Genomic DNA, 20,859 nt, shown 5'->3' on the forward strand with positions numbered 1-20,859 from the left:
GACTTGGGGGACATGGTACGGGCGGTGCGGACGGAACTTCGCGGTGGCTCCGCGCGTCCTTCCTGTGTATGGCCAGCCGACCAGGGGAACGGGGAGACATGTCCGGTCCGAATGATCCGAACGGCGTGCGGGGCGGCACGGAGGGCGACGGCGACCGTCTGCCGGGGCGGAACCGCCGGCGGTTCCCGGGGATCTCCTCCCGGGCGTACGAGCACCCGGCCGACCGCTCGGCCCTGGTGGCGCTGCGCAAGCTCAGCGGCTTCGACACCGTCTTCAAGGCGCTCAGCGGGCTGCTCCCGGAGCGCTCGCTGCGGCTGCTGTTCCTGTCGGACTCGGTCCGGGTCGGCGACGAGCAGTTCACCCACCTCAACGACATGCTGCGGGACGCCTGCTCCATCCTGGACCTGGAGACCGTCCCGGCCATGTACGTCACGCAGGACCCCCAGCCGAACGCGATGTGCATCGGGCTCGACGCGCCGATCATCGTCGTCACCACCGGCCTGGTGGAACTGCTGGACGAGGAGGAGATGCGGGCCGTCGTGGGCCACGAGGTGGGCCACGCGCTGTCCGGTCACTCCGTGTACCGCACGATCCTGCTCTTCCTCACCAGCCTGGCCCTGCGGATCGCCTGGATCCCGCTCGGCAATGTCGCGATCATGGCGATCATCACGGCCCTGCGCGAGTGGTTCCGCAAGTCGGAGCTGTCCGCGGACCGCGCCGGCCTGCTGGTCGGCCAGGACCTCCAGGCGTCGATGCGCGGTCTGATGAAGATCGCCGGCGGCAACCATCTGCACGAGATGAACGTGGACGCGTTCTTGAAGCAGGCCGAGGAGTACGAGGGCTCCGGCGACCTGCGCGACTCCGTGCTGAAGATCCTGAACGTGCTGCCGCGCAGCCACCCCTTCACCACGGTGCGTGCAGCGGAGCTGAAGAAGTGGGCCGCGACCCGCGACTACCAGCGCCTCATGGACGGCCACTACCCCCGGCGCAGCGAGGACAAGGACACCTCGGTGTACGACTCGCTCAAGGAGTCGGCGAACCACTACGCCGACACGGTGAAGACCAGCAAGGACCCGCTGATGAAGCTGCTGAACGACATCGGTTCGGGCGCCGGCGACATCGGCGGCAAGCTGCGGGACCGGTTCACCGGGACGGCGCAGGGCTCCCAGGGGCCGCAGAGCTCCCCGAAGGACGCGCCGCCGGACCCGTCCGCGGAGTGACACCGGGGCCGGCGAGCGACCCGGGGGCCAGCACGCCGCACACCGAGGTGATCTGGTGGCGGTGGTCGTACGGGTCGACGCCGGCCTGGGCGGAGGCCTTCTCCCCCGCCAGCAGCGGCTCGAACCGCTTGGCGGGCTCCGACCCGCAGGACAGCGGCCCGGCCTCGACGTCGGCCTGGAGCACTTGCACGTGCATGTCGCGCAGGTCCTGGCGGTCGAACCGCAGGCGCAGCGCGCGCCGCACGGTGAACAGCGACGGCTCGCCGCTTGCGGAGGCCGCCGCCCGCACGGCGTAGACCATGGTGTGGTCCGTGAGGACCTCCAGGGCGTCGTCGGCGGTCTCCATGACGGCCATCGTCCCGTCGACCCGCACCTGGTCGGAGGCGAGGGCGATCCTGGCGGGGTCCAGGCGCACCAGCCAGCCCGTGGCGGCGTGCCGCCCGTCGTCGGCCGGTGCGGACAGGCTGCGGTCGAACTGCACGCGCTGCCCGGGGTCCAGCAGGTCCCGGACCTTGCTCACGTTGCCGCCGGTCAAGGCGGTGGGATCGACGGCCGAGGCCCAGAGGTAGTCCTTGGCCAGCGTCAGCGCCTGCGTGACCTGGCTCTCGCCGAAGTGCGGGGTGCCGAAGGGGGCCGGAAGGGTGAATCCCTTGCTGCCGATCTGGTAGCCGGCCGCCGCATGGCCGTCGAAGGGGCGCGTGCGGTCCGTGGGTGGCACCACGCCGGCCGGGGCGAGCGGGACCAGGGTGATCCGCAGCGGCTCCGCGACGGGCTCGGGCCCCTGCTCGTAGGGATTGCGGATGCCGAGGTAGACGGCGGTGCCGAAGGCGACGGCGATCAGGGCCACCAGGACGAGCGCCTGGCGCGTCGCGCCGCCCCGGGCCCAGAAGCGCCGGGTGCGGACCGCGCGGGTCGAACCGTCCAGGCGCTCGCGGGCCGAGTACTCCTGGATCCGGGCAGCACGTACGAACGATTCGTCGAACACGACGGATCGGTACTCGTCGTCGCCGCTTCCCGGGGAGCCCTCGGGAATCCCCTCAGGTGGGTCACCAGGCCCGGTCATACAACAAGCGTAGGTCTGTCCGGGCTCTTTAAAACGTCCTGGTACGCGACAACTTCTCTCGACGCTCAGGGCGTTGGGCTGACCACCACGGGGGGCATCGAGGGCGCGCCGATCCGGCCCGTCGGGGAGGGCGGGACGGCCGGCTGGCGGCTGCCCCCGCCGGCTCCCCGGTAGACCGCGGCGAACGTCAGTGCGACGACCCCGATGCCCATGACGACCGCCAGCAGCCAGGCCACCATGCGGTGCCAGCGGCCGTGCCCGCGGTACGGGCGGCGCTGGGCGTAGAGCTCGTCGTACTCGTCGTCCTCCGCGGTGCGGTCCGCGTGCTCGTCGTACGGGGCGGAGCCGTCCTGGACACCGAGAAGGCGGGCACGGGAGGCCTCGGCCTCCGCCTGGGCCGTGGCGGCGGCCAGCATGCGCTCGTGGGCGCTGGGCTCGTGGAAGGCTGCCGCACGTATGAAGGCCTCGTCGAACACCACGGACGCGAATTCGTCATCCGCGCCACCGTGGTCCTCGCCGTCCGGGAACGGCTTGCCCCCCAGGTCGTCCGGCACCCGTCCAGAATAGGGCCGATGACGCGGATTGGGCAGGCCGCCGGGGAAAGTGCGCCCCGAACGCCGTGAAGTGCCCGTGTCCCGCCCGCCGGCCCTCAGCCGCGGGTCTGGCCGTCGCCGGTGATGACGTACTTGGTCGAGGTCAGCTCCGGCAGGCCCATCGGGCCGCGGGCGTGCAGCTTCTGCGTGGAGATGCCGATCTCCGCGCCGAAGCCGAACTGCCCCCCGTCGGTGAAGCGCGTGGAGGCGTTCACGGCGACCGCGGCGGAATCCACCAACTGGGTGAACCTGCGGGCGGCGGGCTGCGAAGCGGTGACGATCGCCTCGGTGTGCCCCGAGGACCACAGCCGGATGTGCGCCACCGCGGCGTCCAGGGAGTCCACGACGGCCGCGGCGATGTCGTGGCTCAGGTACTCGGTCTCCCAGTCCTCCACGGTGGCCGGGACGACGGTCGCCTTCGTGCCGGACTTCTCCGCGATGTCGCGGACGCGCTCGTCGGCGTGCACGGTGACGCCCGCCGCGGCCAGCGCGTCCAGGGCGCGCGGCAGGAACTCGCCCGCGATGTCCTGGTGCACCAGCAGGGTCTCCGCGGAGTTGCAGACGCTGGGACGCTGCGCCTTGGAGTTGACCAGGATGCGCACCGCCATGTCGAGGTCGGCCTGCGCGTCCACGTACACGTGGCAGTTGCCCGTGCCGGTCTCGATGACCGGGACGGTGGACTCCTCGACCACCGAGCGGATCAGGGAGGCGCCGCCGCGCGGGATGAGCACGTCGACCTGGCCGCGGGCGCGCATCAGCTCGCGCACCGACTCCCGGCTCTCGCCCGGCACCAGCTGGATCGCGTCGGCCGGCAGCCCGGCGCCGCCGATCGCGTCGCGCAGGACGGTGACCAGGGCGGTGTTGGAGTGGTAGGCCGAGGACGAGCCGCGCAGCAGCACCGCGTTGCCGGATTTCAGGCACAGGGCGGCGGCGTCCACGGTGACGTTGGGACGAGCCTCGTAGATGATGCCGACCACGCCCAGCGGCACCCGGACCTGCCGCAGGTCGAGCCCGTTGGCCAGGGTCGAACCGCGGACGACCTCGCCCACCGGGTCGGGCAGCCCGGCGACGTCCCGCACGTCGGAGGAGATGGCGCGGACGCGCTCGGGGCTCAGGGTGAGCCGGTCGACGATGCCCTCGGCGGTGCCGGCGGCGCGGGCCCGCTCCACGTCGAGCGCGTTGGCCTCGACGATCTCCTTGGTGCGCACCAGGAGGGCGTCGGCGATCGCCAGCAGCGCGTCGTCCTTGGCCGCGCGCGGCAGCGGCGCGATGTCGGCGGCGGCGGACCGGGCCCGGTAGGCGGCCTGCAGGACCGGCGACGCCGGCCACGGCGAGGGCAGGGAGGCGGCGAGGTCGTCGTTGCTGTGGCTGTGGCTGCGGCTGCTCATAGCCGTCAGCGTACGGCGTGGGCACCGCCCTGGGGGGTGTCTTTCCAGCCGGTGAGACCCGGACGGTTCCGTACGGCTCAGTACCGCTCAGTACGGGTGCACTCCGACGGGGGCGGCGGGCGGCGGCCCGTAGCCCTCGGCGATGCGCTGGTGGTACGTGTCGCGGTCGATGACCTCCAGGCCGACCGTCTCCCAGGGCGGCAGCTTCGCGGAGGCGCGGTGCTCGCCCCACAGCCGCAGGGCGATGGCGGCGGCGTCGTGCAGGTCGCGCGCCTCCTCCCAGTACCGGATCTCGGCGTGGTCGGCCGCGTACCGGCTGGTGAGCAGGAAGGGGTGGTCGTGCGCCAGCTGCTCCAGGGCGCGCCGCACCTCCGCCAGCGGGGCCTCGGGGCCGGAGACGCTGAGTGTGACGTGCCAGAGCCGGGACACGGGGCGCTCCTGCGGCTTCGAGGTCGACGGGGTCTGCTGCGGGGCCGCGTGGGTCCTCGCTGCGCTCTCGTCGGCCGCCACGCTCACCAGTGTCCGCTCCGCCGTCCCGCGGGACGACGAGGCCCCTGGGCGCACTCGTCTCACCGGCGGCCTCCCTGTCGTCACCTGTCGTCCCTGTCGTTGCCGTTGTCGTCGTCCCCGTCGAATTCCTTCCCCGCCATCAAAGTTGAGCAGTCGGCGGGCGGCCGCGGGGCCGTTTTCACGAAGTAACCACGAAGGGGGCGGGCTACGGGTTCAGGAGTACGAGGTCGTCCCGGTGCACGACTTCCCGCTCGTACGCGGGACCGAGTTCGCGGGCCAGTTCGCGGGTGGAGCGGCCGAGCAGCCGGGGCAGTTCGCGGGCGTCGAAGTTGACCAGTCCGCGCGCCACGGCGTGTCCCGTGGTGTCGCGCAGCTCGACCGGGTCGCCGGCCGAGAAGTCGCCCTCGATGCCCGCGATACCGGCCGGCAGCAGCGAGGTCCGGCGCTTGACGACGGCCTGGACGGCCCCGTCGTCGAGGATGAGCGCACCCAGCGGGGCGGAGGCGTGGGCCAGCCACAGCAGGCGGTCCGCGGACCGCTTGCCGGTGGGGTGGAAGAGGGTGCCGGTCGGCCGTCCGGCGAGCGCGTCCGCGGCCTGCGAGGCGGACGTCAGCACCACGGGCATCCCGGCCCCGGCGGCGATCCGCGCGGCCTCGACCTTGGTCACCATGCCACCGGTGCCGACGCCGGCCTTGCCGGCGCTGCCGATGGAGACCCCGTCGAGGTCCTGCGGGCCGCGTACCTCGGCGATGCGGGAGGTGCCGGGGGTGCTCGGGTCGCCGTCGTACAGGCCGTCGACGTCGGAGAGCAGCACCAGCAGGTCGGCCCGGACGAGATGGGCGACGAGGGCCGCCAGGCGGTCGTTGTCGCCGAAGCGGATCTCGTCCGTGGCCACCGTGTCGTTCTCGTTGACGACGGGGACGGCGCCCATGGCGAGCAGCTTGTCCAGGGTCCGGTACGCGTTGCGGTAGTGGGCCCGGCGGCTCATGTCGTCGGAGGTGAGCAGCACCTGCCCGACGCGGACGCCGTACCGGGCGAAGGAGGCGGTGTACCGGGCGACCAGCAGGCCCTGTCCGACGCTGGCGGCGGCCTGCTGCCGGGCGAGGTCCCGGGGGCGCCGGTCCAGGCCCAGGGGCGCCAGCCCGGCGGCGATGGCGCCGGAGGAGACCAGCACGATCTCCCGCTCGGTGCCGCGCGCCTTGGCGACCACGTCCACCAGGGCGTCGACGCGGTCCGCGTCCAGACCCCCGGCGGCCGTCGTCAGCGACGACGAACCGATCTTGACCACGACCCTGCGGGCGTCCACCACGTCCTGCCTTGCGCCTGCCACGTGCGTCCCTTCCTCTCCCGGCTTCGCAATCTACGGCAGAGCCGGGACCGGGCGCCCCTGCCTTTCACCCACCGGACGGGGCGGGGACGCGCACGCACCGGCCTCGGGGACGGGCGAGGCCCCCGGTGCGGCTCGGTCGCCGCGCCGGGGGCCTCGCCCGTCCCCGCCGGGGATCAGTCCCGGGCCGGCTCCGGGTGGCGCAGGCACCATCCCGCCCAGGCGGACGTCACCATCTCGCGCACGTCGTGGCGGGCCGTCCAGCCCAGTTCCTGCTGGATCCGCGTCGCGGCGGCCACGACCCGCGCGGGGTCGCCCGGCCGGCGCGGGGCGGTCTGCGGGGCCACGTCGGCCCGCCCGGTGACGGAGCCGATGATGCCGACCATCTCGGCGACCGAAACGCCCTCGCCGCGGCCGATGTTCAGCACCAGGGCGGCGGAGGGGTCCGCCGCGAGCCGGCGGGCGGCCGCCACATGGGCGGAGGCGATGTCCTCGACGTGGATGAAGTCGCGGACGCACGTCCCGTCGGCGGTCGCGTAGTCGTCACCGAAGATCAGCGGGGCCTTGTCCTGGGAGAGCCGCTCGAAGACCATCGGCACGAGGTTGAAGATCCCGGCGTCGCCGAGTTCCGGCGTGGCGGCGCCCGCCACGTTGAAGTAGCGCAGGCAGGCGGTGGCGATGCCGTTCGCGGCGCCCGCGGCGCACACCATCCACTCGCCCGCGAGCTTGGTCTCGCCGTACGGGCTCATCGGCGCGCACGGGGTCTCCTCCGTCACGAGGTCCACGTCGGGCATCCCGTAGACGGCCGCCGACGAGGAGAACAGGAAGCTGCGCACCCCCGCGCGCACCGCGGCCTCCAGCAGCGTCTGCAGCCCCTGGACGTTCTCCCGGTAGTAGTACAGCGGGCGTTCGACCGACTCGGCGACCTGCTTCTTCCCGGCGATGTGCACGATGCCGTCGACGGAGTGCTCGCGCAGCACCCGGTCCAGCAGGTCCGCGTCGAGCACGGAGCCCTTCTCCAGGTGCACGCCGTCGGGCAGCCGCTGCGGGTCACCGGTGCTCAGGTCGTCGACGACCACGACGCGCTCTCCTGCCGCGACCATCGCCCTGACTACATGTGAGCCGATATATCCGGCTCCACCGCTTACCATCCAGGTCATCGCGCCAGTCTAAGGGGTGTGGACCGTACGATAAACTTCAGGTGAACCTTAGGCGTCCGGTTCTCGTGGAGCAGGGCCTTGGTTCCTCCCCGTCCGCCACGGAAAGGTTGTCCCGCCCCATGCTCCCTCGGCTTTCGGTGGTCGTGCCGATCTACAACGTCGAGACGTACCTCGAAGAGTGCCTCGACTCGCTCGCCGGCCAGACGCTCCGTGAGCTCGAAGTGATCATGGTGGACGACGGGTCGACCGACTCCAGCGCCGGGATCGCCCGTGCCTACGCCGCCAAGGACTCCCGTTTCCGGCTGGTCCAGCAGCCCAACGGCGGCCTCGGCAATGCCCGGAACAACGGCGTGAAGAACTGCACCCCCGGTGTGGACTACCTCACATTCGTCGACAGCGACGACATCATCCCGGACTACGCCTACGACCTGTGCGTCCGCACGCTCGACGAGACGGGCTCCGATCTGCTGTCCGGCAATGTGCAACTGCTGCGGATCGCCGGCACCTCCCAGTCGCCGATGCACAAACGGCCCATGGCGACCACACGCCTCAAGACGCACATAACCAAGGACGAGTCGCTGATCTACGACCGGCTCGCCCCGAACAAGGTCTTCCGCAAGGACTTCTGGGACGAGCACGAGATGGCGTTTCCGGAGGGTGTGCTCTACGAGGACATCCCCCTGACCATCCCCGCCCACTTCCGCGCCCGTTCGGTGGACATACTCAGCACGCCGATCTACTACTGGCGGCAGCGCGAGGCGGGGGCCGGTCCCTCCATCACCCAGCGCCGCACCGAACCGAACGCCGTGCGCGACCGTGTCGCCGCCGTGGACTCGGTGAGCCGGTTCCTGGCCGCGCAGTCGGGGCCGGAGTACCGCACCTACAAGCGGTGGTACGACAAGTCGGCCATCGGCAGCGACATCCGCATCTTCATCAACGTACTGCCGCAGGCGGACCAGGAGTTCCGCGAGCTGTTCATGCAGGTCGCGTCCGACTTCCTCAGCCGCGTCGATCCGAAGGTCGTGGAGCAGCTTCCGGCGATCATGCGGCTGAAGTGGCACCTCATCGGTGAGAACAAGCTGGACGAACTGCTGGACGTGCTGGCCTTCGAGAAGAGGGGTACCGGCGGCTCCATCCCGGTGGCCCGGCGCTTCCGCCGCTACGCGAAGTACCCGTTCTTCAAGGACGCGGCGGTCGGCGTGCCCGACCACGTCTACCGCCTCAAGCAGGAACTCGCCCTGCGCACCAAGGTGGAGAGCGTCGGCTGGGACGGCGAGAAGATCAAGATCGTCGGACACTCCTACGTCAACAACGTCGGCGGGCTCCGGCGGTTCACGTCGTTCAAGGTCATCAGCCTGAGCAACAGCAAGAGCAAGCGCAGACTGATCCTGCCCGCCCGCACCGTCTACAGCCCCGGCGCGACCGCGGCGTCCCGCCAGAACCGCTACTCCTACGACTGGTCGGGCTTCGAGGTGTCGCTGGACGCCAACCGGCTGAAGACCGGCGGCCGTTGGGAAGAGGGCAGCTGGCGTCTCGGGATCGGCGTCCTCGGCAAGGGGATGCTGCGCCGCGGCGGTTTCGCGCCGGGACCGTTCGGTTCCGGCGCCAATCCGCCCGTCCGCTACGTCGACGCCGACACGCGGATCGTTCCCCGGTTCGTCCGCAAGCGGCTGCACCTGCGGGTCGAGAAGGTCACGGCACGGGTCACCGCACACGAGGTGACCGATGGACGGCTCGTGCTGCGCGGTACGGTCGCGGGCCGCTTCGTCGAGGGCACCCGTCTGCAGATCAGGCACAGCAAGTCGCCGGTGGAGAAGGAGTACGCGCTGGAGCCCGGCGCGTACACCGACGGCGGCACCGCGTTCACCGTGCGCATACCCGTCGCGGACATCGTCGGCGGCCGGACCCGGAATGCGCTGCCCTCGCTGAACAAGCGCGTCCCCGCGGAGACCTGGCGGGCGAGCGTGACCGTCCCCGGCGAGCAGAAGTCCCGCCAGCTCGTCGCCGACGACGAGTCGGCCACCGGTCTCCACCCGATCCAGGCGTCCTCCGACGGACTGGCGCGGGAGCTGGCCCTGCACCGCGGCGCGACGGGCCACCTGTTGCTGAGCGACCGTCTGCTGCACCCCACCGTGGACACCCTGTCCTGGGAGGACGGCGGCACGCTGGTCCTGGAGGGCCCCTCCCCCTTCCTGAGCGGGGAGGTCTCCGTCCTGCTCACGCACCGGGCCCACCACGAGGTGAAGCGCTTCGCCGGGACCGCCGCCGACGGCCGGTTCACGGTCCGGCTGACCCCTGCCTCCGTCACCTCGCTCGCCGGAACGCTGCCGATCCGCTCGGGCCGCTGGAACGTGATGGTCGAGGACCCCGCGACCGCCGAAGCGCTGACGCCGGTCGTCGTCACCCCCGAACTGGTCGAACGGCTCCCGGCGATGACGGAACGGGACGGCCGCCGCTACACGGCCGTCACCCATGCCTACGACGAACTCGTCCTCGACGTGTCGTCCGCCCTCAAGGACGACGAGCGCGGCCCGTACTGGCAGGCACGACTCCGCAACACCACCTACGCCGAGGCACGCCGCGCCCCCCTGCGGGACGCGGTGCTCTACGACAGCTACACCGGCAAGCAGTTCTCCGACTCGCCGCGAGCCGTCTACGAGGAACTGGTCCGCCGCGGCGACGCGCTGGAGCACCTGTGGGTCGTCCGGGACAGCCAGGTGGCGCTGCCGGACGGGGCGCAGGCCGTGCGCATGTACAGCAGGGACTGGTTCGAGGCGATGGCGCGCTGCCGCTACATCGTCACCAACGCACACCTGCCGCACTGGATCAAGCGGCGCGAGGGGCAGGTCATCGTCCAGGCGTGGCACGGGACTCCGCTGAAGAAGATCGGCCACGACATCGAGGACGTCCAGTTCGCGAACGGCCGGTACCTGGAGAATGTCGCTCAGGAGTCCTTGAGCTGGAGCTTCCTGGTGTCACCGAACCGGTTCAGCACACCGATCCTCAAGCGTGCCTTCGCCTACGGCGGCGAAATGCTGGCCGCCGGCTACCCGCGCAACGACATGCTCTACTCCCCGCACGCCGACGAGATCTCCCGGCAGGTCAAGGAGCGCCTCGGCATCCCCGAGGGGAAGAAGATCGTGCTGTACGCGCCGACCTGGCGCGACGACCAGTACTACGGACCGGGACGCTACAAGCTGGACCTGCGGATCGACCTGGCCCGGTTCCGTGAGGTGCTCGGCGACGAGTACGTCCTGATGATCCGCCGGCACCCCAATGTGGTGGACACCGTGCCGGGCGCCGGCGAGGGCACGGTCTGGGACGTCTCCGAGTACCCGGAGATCGCCGAGCTGTTCCTCGCCTCGGACGTGCTGGTCACGGACTACTCGTCGCTGATGTTCGACTACGCGAACACCGGGCGTCCCATGCTCTTCTTCACGTACGACCTGGAGCACTACCGGGATCAGCTGCGCGGCTTCTACTTCGACTTCGAGAACGAGGCCCCCGGCCCGCTGATCGCGACCTCGGACGAGCTGATCGCGGCGCTGCGCGACCTGCGGGGAACCACGGAGCAGTACCGGGGCGCGTACAAGAAGTTCCAGGATCTCTTCTGCGACCTGGACGACGGGCAGGCGGCGGGCCGGGTCGTCGACCGGATGAAGCAGCTGGCGCGGGAGAGCTGAGACCGCCGGGCACGACCGGGCACGAGGCCTCCGGGACACGGTGTGTCCCGGAGGCCTCGCCCGTTCCGACGTGTTCAGGAGCCGGCAGCGGCCGTGCTCCCGGTGCGCCGCGGGCGGCGTACCACCGCGGTCACGCCCGACGTCGCCCCGGACGGAACAGGCGGTCCTTCCAGCCGGCCGGCCCGGACGGGGAACCGCCCTCGGCGCACCGGCGGAAGGCCAGATTCCCGCCGGCCGTCTCGTAGGCCTCCAGGGCCCTGTCCCGCAACGCCTCGTTCACCGGGGCCAGATCGATGCCGCGCACGCAGACGGCGGTGATGTGCCTGCGCCCCTTCCACAGGAGCTGCACCTGCAGGTTCACCGCGTCCGCGGCCGGGAATCCGGCGAACAGTTTGCGCAGACCGGCAGTCGCGGCATAGCCGATGACGTCCGCGTCCACCCGCGTCCCGCCGATCGCGGCGACGTCCTTGCGCCCCCGCTCCTTGGACCGTGTCAGCACGACCAGTTCCAGGCCGTCACCGGCGCCGATGCGCCCGAACTGGTTGAGGATCTCCCCGGAGATCCTGAGTTCCTTGCCCACCACCTCCACCGAGAGGGCACGGTTGAACATGCGGGAGCTCTCGAACGGCTCGTCCTGGAGCCCCAGCTCGGTGACATCGAGGAACGCACGGGCGTCCGGCAGGTCCAGGTGTCCGGCCGACCAGTACACGCGGCCGTCATCGATCACGAGGTCCGTCGACACGACCCCGCGGCGCTGCTCGAAATCCGCCACCGTCAGCGCCTCCGGGATCATTCCGTGGCGCAGATAGAAGGCCCTGACGCGCTCCAGCGGCGTGCATCGGCGGTAGGACTCGTCATCCACCTCGGCAAGGTAACCGGACACCAGACGGATGAACCCGGCCCGGTACTCGTCGTCCGCCCGCCGCAATTCCTTCATGTACAGCCGGACATCGTGCCCGAGGAATTTGACGTCCTTGTGGATTTTCAGATCCCGGGCGCCGGCCTCGCGCAGATAGGCATCGGCGCGCCGGTGCACCTCGATCCGGTCGCTGACGCTCCGGATCTCATTCCGGCGATTCGTGATGGAGGCGCCGGCGCCTTGACGGTCCTCCCAGATCCAGTGATACACGGGCTCGGTCAGCACCGATATACCGCGGGCCAGATGGTAGGCCTTCACGGAGAAGAACGTGTCCTCGTAGAAGAGTCCCTCAGGGAATCGGATGTCACGGCCGACCAGGAATTCACGCCGGAAGAGCTTGGCCGCGGCAATGGGGTCGGTCAGCAGTTCCGGCCATTCGCGGACGCCGGCCACGTACCGATCCGCGGTGTACAGATCGGGCTGCCACGTCGTACGGGTGCCGCGGGCGTGGTTCACCCGCTCGGCGCGCCCGGCGGTGATGTCCGAGCCGGTCCGCTCCGCGACGGCGACCAGCACCTCGCAGGCCTTCTCCGGCAGTTGGTCGTCCGCGTCGAGGAACATGACGTACTTGCCACAAGCCGCCCGGACACCGTCGTTGCGGGGCGCGCCGACGCCGCCGCTGTTGTCCTCGCGGCGAATCAGCCGGAATCCGGGAACACGGTCCGAATAACTCTCGGCCACATCACGAGTGGAATCCGTCGAGGCATCGTCGACCACGACGACCTCGACATCGTGAAACGTCTGGCCCGCAATTGAGTCGAGCGTCCGCGCCAATGTCTGCGCCGCGTTGTACGCGGGCACGATCACGGTGATCAATGGATCGGCGTCGGCACGCGGGGACATCAAGCCTCCATCATCAGGAACGTCGCTCCGGGACGCGGCCTGTCCCCGCATGGGAAGCTCGCGACATCCCAACTCTCGGAGACGAGTTCACGCCCGACACATGAACAGTGAGTGACGGGAGGGCCGTCAGGCCACTGAGCCCCATAGAATAGTGCGCCGCCCTGCGGCAACATCCCACCTTATGCGCACTTCCTGACAAAACGGACTGTGACCTGTGTCACGCGTTCTCGGCCCCGCATGCGGGCTGACATCGGGAGATCCGGACGGCGCTCGCGGCGTTAGCGCATTGCACCGGGATCGGGAGAGATCCTCATTGTCGGCAGGCTGTATGGTTTTCAGGCGGAAGCCTTTGATCCGCCGGAACCGGGGGCCCGGCCCTCCGCCGGCGGCAGCGACGACGCAGCCGCATCGGCCGCCGTCCGGTCGGGGCACCACGGAATTCCTGGATGCCCAGTTCGCCTCGAAAGGGTCCTCTTTCATGGAAATACCGCCCCTCGCGGAAGTACGTCGCCTCACCGAGAAAAAGCGGGACGCCTGGTGGACCGTATTCCTGGTCGACCCGGTGGCGACACCCTTGGTGCGCTGGACGGCCATGCGGACCCGGATCACCCCGAACCAGATCACCTGGGCGGCGCTGGTGCTCGGCCTCGGGGCCGCCGCCTGCTTCGCCATGGGCGACTGGAAGTGGCTCGTGGTGGGCGCGGTCGTGTACCACTTCAGCTTCGTCCTGGACTGCATGGACGGGAAGCTGGCGCGGCTCACGGGCAGGGGCTCGGAGTTCGGCGGCTGGCTCGACTACATCTTCGACCGCATCCGCGTGCTGGCCTGCGCCGTCGCCCTCATGGGCGGCCAGTTCCACCGCACCGGTGAGGTCGTCTACATGTGGCTGGCCGTCGCGGTGGTGTTCCTCGACGCGCTGCGCTACCTGGACGCCCTGCAGATCTTCAAGGTCCGCCACGGCATGCGCACCAAGCTGGAGCGGCGCCAGGCGGAGCTGCACACCCAGGGCGGTCTGAAGTTCATGGAGGACCTGCTGCGCGAGCAGGAGATCGCCGCGGCCGAGGGCGCGGAGAACGTCCCCTCCCGAGCGGCCGCCCCCGCCGCCGTTCCGGCGGCCGTCACCGAGCCGCTCACGGCGAGTGCCGAGGCCACCGCGGCGCCCGAGGCCGCCGCCCCGGTCGTCGACCTCCAGCAGAGCTTCAAGAGCCGCTTCGGCCCCTACGCGGCCTTCCGCTCCTTCCTGATCCGGCACCGGGTCCGGCCGCACCTCGTCAGTGGCATCGAGTTCCAGATGGCCGTGTTCATCATCGCCCCCCTCACGGGCTTCATCGTGGGCACCACGGTCGTCGCGGCCGTCCTGCTGCTGCTGTTCGAGCTGGCGATCATCTACAAGCTGCTGCTGTCGACCCGCGACTTCGAGCGCGTCATGGCACGGCTGGACAAGGAAGCCCAGGCACAGGCGCAGAACGGCGACACCGCGCCCCTGCGGGCCTCCGTGAGCTGACAGCTGACGACAAGGTCGCGCTTCCGCAAACGCCGAGGGCCGGTCCCCCACGATGGGGGACCGGCCCTCGGCATTGACGGAGCGGCTCAGGAACCGAAGGGGTCGAAGCCCTCGAACTCCCGGTCCGGGTCGCTGTGTTCCGCGTCCCGGTCCTTGCGACGCGTTGCGGCCGGTCGCGGTGTGTCGAAACGGTGGTCCTCACCGCGGCGGCCCAGCATCTCGGCGCCGGCGGCCATCGACGGCTCCCAGTCGAAGACGACCGCGTCCTCGGTGGCGCCGATGACGACCTCGTCGCCTTCGCGGGCGCCGGCCTTGACGAGCTGCTCCTCGACCCCGAGGCGGGCGAGCCGGTCGGCGAGGTAGCCGACGGCCTCGTCGTTGGAGAAGTCGGTCTGGCGCACCCAGCGCTCGGGCTTCTCGCCGACGACGCGGTAGAAACCGTCCTCGGCGACGATCGTGAAGCCGGCGTCGTCCACGGCCTTGGGCCGGATGACGACACGGGTGGCCTCCTCGACGGGCTTGGCGGCCCGCGCCTCCGCGACAATGCCGGCGAGGGCGTACGACAGCTCCCGCAGGCCCTTGTGGGCGACCGCGGAGACCTCGAAGACCTGGTAGCCGCGGGACTCCAGCTCGGGGCGGACCATGTCGGCCAGCTCCTGCCCGTCGGGCACGTCCACCTTGTTGAGCACCACGACCCGCGGCCGGTCGCCCAGACCGCCGTACTGCTTCAGCTCCTCCTCGATGGTGTCGAGGTCGGAGACCGGGTCGCGCTCGGACTCCAGCGTGGCGGTGTCCAGGACGTGCACGAGGACGCTGCAGCGCTCGACGTGCCGCAGGAACTCCAGCCCCAGCCCGCGGCCCTGGCTCGCACCCGGGATCAGCCCGGGGACGTCCGCGATGGTGTAGACGGTGGACCCGGCGGTCACCACGCCCAGATTGGGCACCAGCGTGGTGAACGGGTAGTCGGCGATCTTCGGCTTGGCGGCCGACAGGACCGAGATGAGCGAGGACTTGCCCGCGCTCGGGTAGCCGACCAGCGCCACGTCGGCGACGGTCTTGAGCTCCAGGACGATGTCCTGGTCCTTGCCCGGCTCGCCCAGCAGCGCGAAGCCCGGCGCCTTGCGGCGGGCCGAGGCCAGCGCCGCGTTGCCGAGGCCGCCGCGGCCGCCCTGGCCGGCGACGAAGGTGGTGCCGTGGCCGACGAGGTCGGCGAGCACATTGCCCTGCTTGTCCAGGACGACCGTGCCGTTCGGCACCGGCAGGATCATGTCCGTGCCGTCCTTGCCGGAGCGGTTGCCGCCCTCGCCGGGCTTGCCGTTGGTCGCCTTGCGGTGGGGGCTGTGGTGGTAGTCGATGAGCGTGGTGACCGCCTGGTCGACGACCAGCATCACATCACCGCCCCGCCCGCCGTTGCCGCCGTCTGGGCCGCCCAGCGGCTTGAACTTCTCCCGGTGCACGGAGGCGCAGCCATGGCCCCCGTTACCCGCGGCGACGTGCAGCTCGACGCGGTCCACGAAGGTGGTCATGCCGTCTTCCTCTCAACGTGCTGTTACGTACTGGTGCCGATGGTGCAACGCGCCGAGGGCGGACCTGCTTCCCGACCGGGAAGCAGCGTCCGCCCTCGGTGACGTCGTACGTCTGCGATCGCTCAGGCGACCGGGACGACGTTCACGACCTTGCGACCACGGCTGGTGCCGAACTCGACCGCACCGGCGGCGAGGGCGAACAGCGTGTCGTCCTTGCCACGGCCGACGCCCGCGCCGGGGTGGAAGTGGGTGCCGCGCTGGCGGATGATGATCTCACCGGCGTTCACGACCTGGCCGCCGAAGCGCTTGACGCCGAGCCGCTGGGCATTGGAGTCGCGACCGTTCCGGGTGGACGATGCGCCCTTCTTGTGTGCCATCTCTCTTCAGTCCCTTACTTCGCAGCGGCGGGGATGCCGGTGATCTTCAGCGCCGTGTACTGCTGGCGGTGACCCTGGCGACGGCGGTAGCCGGTCTTGTTCTTGTACCGCAGGATGTCGATCTTGACGCCCTTGTGGTGGTCCACGATCTCGGCCTGGACCTTGATCCCGGCCAGCACCCACGGGTCGCTGGTGACGGCTTCGCCATCGACCACGAGCAGGGTCGAGAGCTCGACCGCGTCGCCCACCTTGCCCGTGGAAATCTTGTCAACCTCGACGATGTCGCCGACGGCCACCTTGTGCTGGCGGCCACCGCTGCGCACGATTGCGTACACGCGGAACTCACTCTCTCGCTCGGATCGTCACTCCTGACGCCAGCCGTCCCTGCAAAGCGTGGGGGGCCTCTCCCGACCGCAGCCGGGAGGGAGGTGCTCAGGAATGGGCGCTAAAACGCCGAAGGTCAAGGTTACGGGGCGCCCCCGATGGGGTCAAACCGGGATGCGCATGGCGGGGGACGCGCCGCGGGCCGCCCCCCGGTGGGGGACGGCCCGCGTGCGGTGACCCGAGGTCAGGACGCCTCGGTGGGCGCCTCGGCCGTGGCCTTCGCGGCGGACTTCTTCGCCGCCGTCTTCTTCACCGCGGTCTTCTTCGCGGCCGTCTTCTTCGCGGCGGCCTTCTTGGCCGGGGCCTTCTTGGCCGCGGTCTTGCGCGGGGCCCGCTTCTTGGGCTCCGCCTCGGCCTCCGCCTCCTCCGCCGCTTCCGCGCCGGTGTCCGCAGGCTGCCCGTCGGGGGCCGGGATGACCACGACGGCGGCCTCGGCCTCGGCGCTGGACGGGCCCGAGGGCGCCGACACCTTGCGCGTGGCACGACGGCGCGGGGCGGGCGGCGCGACCTCGGCGGTCTCCGCCGCGGGCTCCTCGGCAGGGGTCTGCTCGGCGGCCGGCTCCGCCGCGGCCGGGACGACCACCGTCTCGGCCTCGCCGGCCGGGGCGCTGGGCGCGCTGACCTTGCGGGTCGCCCGGCGCCGGGTACGGGCCGGGGGCGCCGCCTCCGCGACGGCCTCCTCGGCCGCCGGAGCCTGCTCGGCGATCGCGGCGGCCTCCGCCGCCTGCGGCTCGGTGGCGGGGGCCGCAACCGGGACGACCGTGACGACCTCCGCCGTGGCGTCGGGCGAGCTCACCGGGGCGGTGACCCGCCGCGACGCGCGCCGCCGGGAACGCCGGCCGGCCGCCGCCTCGGCCTCCGCCGGGCTGCTGAACCACTCGTCGTCGTCGGCCCCGCCGACCGCGGGCACCAGCTCGGCCTCGGCGACCGCGGCCGGCTCCAACTCGGGGAGCCCTTCGGTCTCGTCGACCTCGTCGGCCTCGACCTCGGCGATGCCGCCGACCGCCTCGGCGGCCCCCGGCTCCTCGCCGCCGCCACGACGGCGCTTGCGCTTGCCGCCACCGCCGACCGCCGTGGCCTGGTCCATGTGGACGATGACACCGCGTCCGTTGCAGTGCACGCAGGTCTCGGAGAACGACTCCAGCAGGCCCTGGCCGACCCGCTTGCGGGTCATCTGCACCAGGCCGAGCGAAGTGACCTCGGCCACCTGGTGCTTGGTACGGTCCCGGCCCAGGCACTCCAGCAGGCGGCGCATGACCAGGTCGCGGTTGGACTCCAGCACCATGTCGATGAAGTCGATCACGATGATGCCGCCCAGGTCGCGCAGCCGCAGCTGGCGCACGATCTCCTCGGCCGCCTCCAGGTTGTTCCTGGTGACCGTCTCCTCGAGGTTGCCGCCCTGACCGGTGAACTTGCCGGTGTTGACGTCGACGACGACCATCGCCTCGGTCCGGTCGATCACCAGCGAACCGCCGCTCGGCAGCCAGACCTTGCGGTCCAGCGCCTTCAGCAGCTGCTCGTCGATCCGGTACGTGGCGAAGACGTCGACCTCGGAGCTCCAGCGGCCCAGCCGGTCCGACAGGTCCGGCGCGACGTTGGTGACGTAGTCGTGGATGGTCTCCCACGCGTTGTCACCGCTGACGACGACCTTGCTGAAGTCCTCGTTGAAGATGTCGCGGACGACCCGGACGGTCATGTCCGGCTCGCCGTACAGCAGCGACGGCGCGTTGCCGGTCTTGGCCCGCTTCTGGATGTCCTCCCACTGCGCCTGGAGCCGCTCGACGTCGCGGCGCAGCTCGTCCTCGCTCGCTCCCTCGGCGGCGGTGCGCACGATGACGCCCGCGTCCTCGGGGACGATCTTCTTGAGGATCTGCTTCAGCCGGGCGCGCTCGGTGTCGGGCAGCTTGCGGCTGATGCCGGTCATCGAGCCCTCGGGCACGTAGACCAGGTAGCGGCCGGGCAGCGAGACCTGGCTGGTCAGGCGGGCGCCCTTGTGGCCGATCGGGTCCTTGGTGACCTGCACCAGGACCGGCTGGCCCGACTTCAGGGCCGCCTCGATACGGCGCGGCCCGCCCGACATGCCCAGCGCCTCGAAGTTGACCTCACCGGCGTACAGCACCGCGTTGCGGCCCTTGCCGATGTCGACGAACGCGGCCTCCATGGACGGCAGGACGTTCTGGACCTTGCCCAGGTAGACGTTGCCGACGTAGGAGGTGGCCTGCTCCTTGTTGACGTAGTGCTCGACGAGGACACCGTCCTCCAGCACGCCGATCTGCGTCCGGTCGCCGTTCTCGCGCACGACCATCACCCGCTCGACCGCCTCGCGGCGGGCCAGGAACTCGGCCTCGGTGATGATCGGCACCCGGCGGCGGCCCTGCTCGCGGCCCTCCCGGCGGCGCTGCTTCTTGGCCTCCAGACGCGTGGAGCCCTTGATGGACTGCACCTCGTCGGCCGGCTCGGCCGCCTTGCGGGGCTCACGGATCTTGACGACCGTGCGCTCGGGGGCGTCCTCGCCCAGGGTCTCCTCGCTCCCGTCACCGCCACGACGGCGGCGACGGCGGCGGCGACGGCTGCTCGTGCTGTCGCCCGCGTGGTCCTCGGCGTCCTCCTCGCCCTCGTCCTCCTCGTCGTCCTCGCCGGCGGCGGTCTCCTCGCCGTCGGCGGCCTCGCCGCGACGGCGGCGACGGCCACCGCGGCGGCGACGGCGGGACGGGCGGTCGCCCTCGTGGTCGTCGTCCGCCTCGTGCTCGTCGGTCTCGGCCTCGTGCTCGTCGGCGTCGTGGTCCTGCTCGTCGGCGTCGTGCTCGTCGGCGATGTGGCCGGCGTGCGTGTCCGCGGCCACGGCCACGGCCACCTCGGCGGGCTCACCCCGGCGACGGCGGCGGCGACGGCGGCCGGCGCTCTCGGCGGCCGGGTACTCGTCGGTGTCGTGCCCGTCGGCGGCGTCGCTCTCGGGCTCCTGCTCGTCCTCGTGCTCGACGGGCCGCTCGGCCTGGGGCCGCTCCACCGGCGCCGTGCCGGGCGCCTGGAACACCGGCGCCTGGAACACCGCCATCGGCGGGCGGGTCGCACGGCGGCGGCCCCGCGACGGCGCGGGCTCCTCCTCAACGGGCTCGGCAGCCTCGGCGGCCTCGGCAGCCTCGGCGGCCTCGACACTGGGGTTCACGGCCTCGTGCCGCCCGCTGCCGGGCACCTCGTCCCGGACCTCGACGACCACGCTGCCGACGGGCACGCCGAAGGCCTCCGCCACGGCCTCGACGGCCCTGGCACGCGCTTCCTCGACGGTGTCGCCGTAGCCGCGGATCTCGTACGCGTCCTCGACCTCGACGGCCCAGCCGGTCCCGTCCTGGATCGCCTTGGCGGTGTAGGTGCGCGGCTGCGCCACGGCGGCGGGGGCCTCGGGGGCGGGCGCCTCCACGGCCTCCGCCTCCTCCTCACGCGGCGCGAGCGCGCCCGGCTTGAGGCGGCGCGAGCCGTCGTCGGCCGCGAGGAACGACGCGGCCGGGGCGGCGCGCTTGCGGCTGCGGCGCGCCTTGGGCTGCTCGGCGGCCGCGGCCTTGCGGGCCGGCTCCTGCAGTGCCTTCGCGGGAGCGTCCGCGGCGGCAGCGGCCTCGACGGGGGCGGCCGGCGACTCGGCGACGGCAGCCGGCTCGGGGCTGGCCACCTTGCGGGTCGCACGACGGCGGGTGCGCGCCGGGGCGGCGGCCGGCTCGGCCTGCTCGGCCGGGGCCTCCGCGTGCAGCGGCAGGTCCGCCTGAAGTTCCTTGGCCTGCGTGTCGGCGGCCTCGGCGGGCGCCGCGGTCTCGACCGGCTCGGGGCTGGCGACCTTGCGGGTCGCACGGCGCCGCGCACGGGGCGGCGCCGCGGACGGCTCGGCCTGCTCCGCGGGCGCGGTCTGCGGGGACGCGGTGTCCTGCGGGGACGCGGTGTCCTGCGGGGTCTCGGGGGTCTCGGCGCTCTGCGCCGGTGCGGCCGTCTTGCGCGTGGCACGACGACGGGCCGGAGCCGGCGCGGCTTCCGCCGTCTCCGCCTCCGCCTCCGCGGGCGCGCTCTCCGGCGCGGCGGCCTTGCGGGTGGCCCGGCGGCGGGTGCGCGCGGGTGCGGCCTCGGCCTCGGCGGATGCCTCGGCCGGTATGGCCGGGGCACCGGCGGGCGCGTCGGCCGCCTCGGGGGCGTTCACGGCGCCGGCGGGCGGACCCGCCGGCCGTGAGGCCGCGCGGCGCCGTCGGCGCGGAGCCGCCGTCGCCTCCGTGTCGGTGCCGCCGGTGCCACCGGTGGCGGTTTCGGGGGCGCCGTTCTCGGGCGCCTCGTTCGGCTCGTTGTTCTCGAGCATGCGGGCATTTCTCCCGTCACGCTCCCGGG

General features: G+C 71.7%; 14 protein-coding genes. 3 read left to right on the forward strand and 11 right to left on the reverse strand.

What is annotated here, in order from left to right:
* Positions 1–98: 98 nt before the first annotated feature.
* Entirely contained in the window at positions 99–1,220 is a 1,122-nt protein-coding gene (locus ABZ883_RS17955; RefSeq protein WP_360906874.1) for a M48 family metallopeptidase, read from the forward strand.
* Here the strand turns inward: ABZ883_RS17955 and ABZ883_RS17960 are convergent.
* From ABZ883_RS17960 to galE, 6 genes are all read right to left on the reverse strand, one after another.
* On the reverse strand, positions 1,144–2,205 hold the full coding sequence (locus ABZ883_RS17960) for a hypothetical protein (protein ID WP_360906876.1): 1,062 nt from the start codon (positions 2,203–2,205) through the stop codon (positions 1,144–1,146). The genes ABZ883_RS17955 and ABZ883_RS17960 overlap by 77 nt on opposite strands.
* Before the next feature lie 143 nt (positions 2,206–2,348).
* Positions 2,349–2,837 carry a hypothetical protein gene (locus ABZ883_RS17965; RefSeq protein ID WP_360906877.1) on the reverse strand — a complete coding sequence of 163 codons (489 nt, stop codon included), beginning with the start codon at positions 2,835–2,837 and terminating at the stop codon, positions 2,349–2,351.
* Between the two features lie 95 nt (positions 2,838–2,932).
* Positions 2,933–4,264, reverse strand: coding sequence for a glutamate-5-semialdehyde dehydrogenase (locus ABZ883_RS17970; protein WP_360906879.1), 1,332 nt, complete (start codon positions 4,262–4,264; stop codon positions 2,933–2,935).
* Positions 4,265–4,351: 87 nt separating this feature from the next.
* Positions 4,352–4,837, reverse strand: a complete 486-nt coding sequence (locus ABZ883_RS17975) for a hypothetical protein (protein ID WP_360906881.1) — start codon at positions 4,835–4,837, stop codon at positions 4,352–4,354.
* Between the two features lie 142 nt (positions 4,838–4,979).
* A complete protein-coding gene (gene proB / locus ABZ883_RS17980) occupies positions 4,980–6,083 on the reverse strand; it encodes a glutamate 5-kinase (RefSeq protein ID WP_360907004.1) in 1,104 nt (367 codons plus the stop codon).
* A 194-nt stretch (positions 6,084–6,277) separates the two neighbouring features.
* Positions 6,278–7,261 carry a UDP-glucose 4-epimerase GalE gene (gene galE / locus ABZ883_RS17985; RefSeq protein ID WP_360906883.1) on the reverse strand — a complete coding sequence of 328 codons (984 nt, stop codon included), beginning with the start codon at positions 7,259–7,261 and terminating at the stop codon, positions 6,278–6,280.
* 119 nt (positions 7,262–7,380) lie between these two features.
* Here galE and ABZ883_RS17990 point away from each other — a divergent pair, with 119 nt between their 5' ends.
* On the forward strand, positions 7,381–10,944 hold the full coding sequence (locus ABZ883_RS17990; RefSeq protein ID WP_360906885.1) for a bifunctional glycosyltransferase family 2 protein/CDP-glycerol:glycerophosphate glycerophosphotransferase: 3,564 nt from the start codon (positions 7,381–7,383) through the stop codon (positions 10,942–10,944).
* Positions 10,945–11,074: 130 nt separating this feature from the next.
* Here ABZ883_RS17990 and ABZ883_RS17995 read toward each other — a convergent pair whose 3' ends face one another.
* Positions 11,075–12,706: a glycosyltransferase family 2 protein gene (locus tag ABZ883_RS17995; protein ID WP_360906887.1), complete on the reverse strand. Its 1,632-nt coding sequence runs from the start codon at positions 12,704–12,706 to the stop codon at positions 11,075–11,077.
* Positions 12,707–13,184: 478 nt separating this feature from the next.
* On the opposite strand from ABZ883_RS17995, the gene ABZ883_RS18000 reads away from it, so the two are divergent.
* Positions 13,185–14,210 (forward strand): CDP-alcohol phosphatidyltransferase family protein, encoded by a 1,026-nt coding sequence (locus tag ABZ883_RS18000; RefSeq protein WP_360906889.1) that lies wholly within the window; start codon positions 13,185–13,187, stop codon positions 14,208–14,210.
* A gap of 86 nt (positions 14,211–14,296) precedes the next feature.
* On the opposite strand, the gene obgE is transcribed toward ABZ883_RS18000, so the two are convergent.
* From obgE to ABZ883_RS18020, 4 genes are all read right to left on the reverse strand, one after another.
* Positions 14,297–15,736: a GTPase ObgE gene (obgE, locus tag ABZ883_RS18005; RefSeq protein WP_360906891.1), complete on the reverse strand. Its 1,440-nt coding sequence runs from the start codon at positions 15,734–15,736 to the stop codon at positions 14,297–14,299.
* Positions 15,737–15,858: 122 nt separating this feature from the next.
* The gene (gene rpmA / locus ABZ883_RS18010; protein ID WP_319664657.1) at positions 15,859–16,113 is read right to left on the reverse strand and encodes a 50S ribosomal protein L27; all 255 of its coding nucleotides are present in this window, start codon (positions 16,111–16,113) and stop codon (positions 15,859–15,861) included.
* A gap of 14 nt (positions 16,114–16,127) precedes the next feature.
* Positions 16,128–16,448 (reverse strand): 50S ribosomal protein L21, encoded by a 321-nt coding sequence (gene rplU / locus ABZ883_RS18015; protein WP_360906893.1) that lies wholly within the window; start codon positions 16,446–16,448, stop codon positions 16,128–16,130.
* A gap of 233 nt (positions 16,449–16,681) precedes the next feature.
* Positions 16,682–20,830 (reverse strand): Rne/Rng family ribonuclease, encoded by a 4,149-nt coding sequence (locus ABZ883_RS18020; RefSeq protein WP_360906895.1) that lies wholly within the window; start codon positions 20,828–20,830, stop codon positions 16,682–16,684.
* Positions 20,831–20,859 lie beyond the last annotated feature (29 nt).

It is taken from the genome of Streptomyces sp. NPDC046977 (assembly GCF_040644455.1).
In the GTDB taxonomy this organism is placed as follows: Bacteria; Actinomycetota; Actinomycetes; order Streptomycetales; family Streptomycetaceae; genus Actinacidiphila.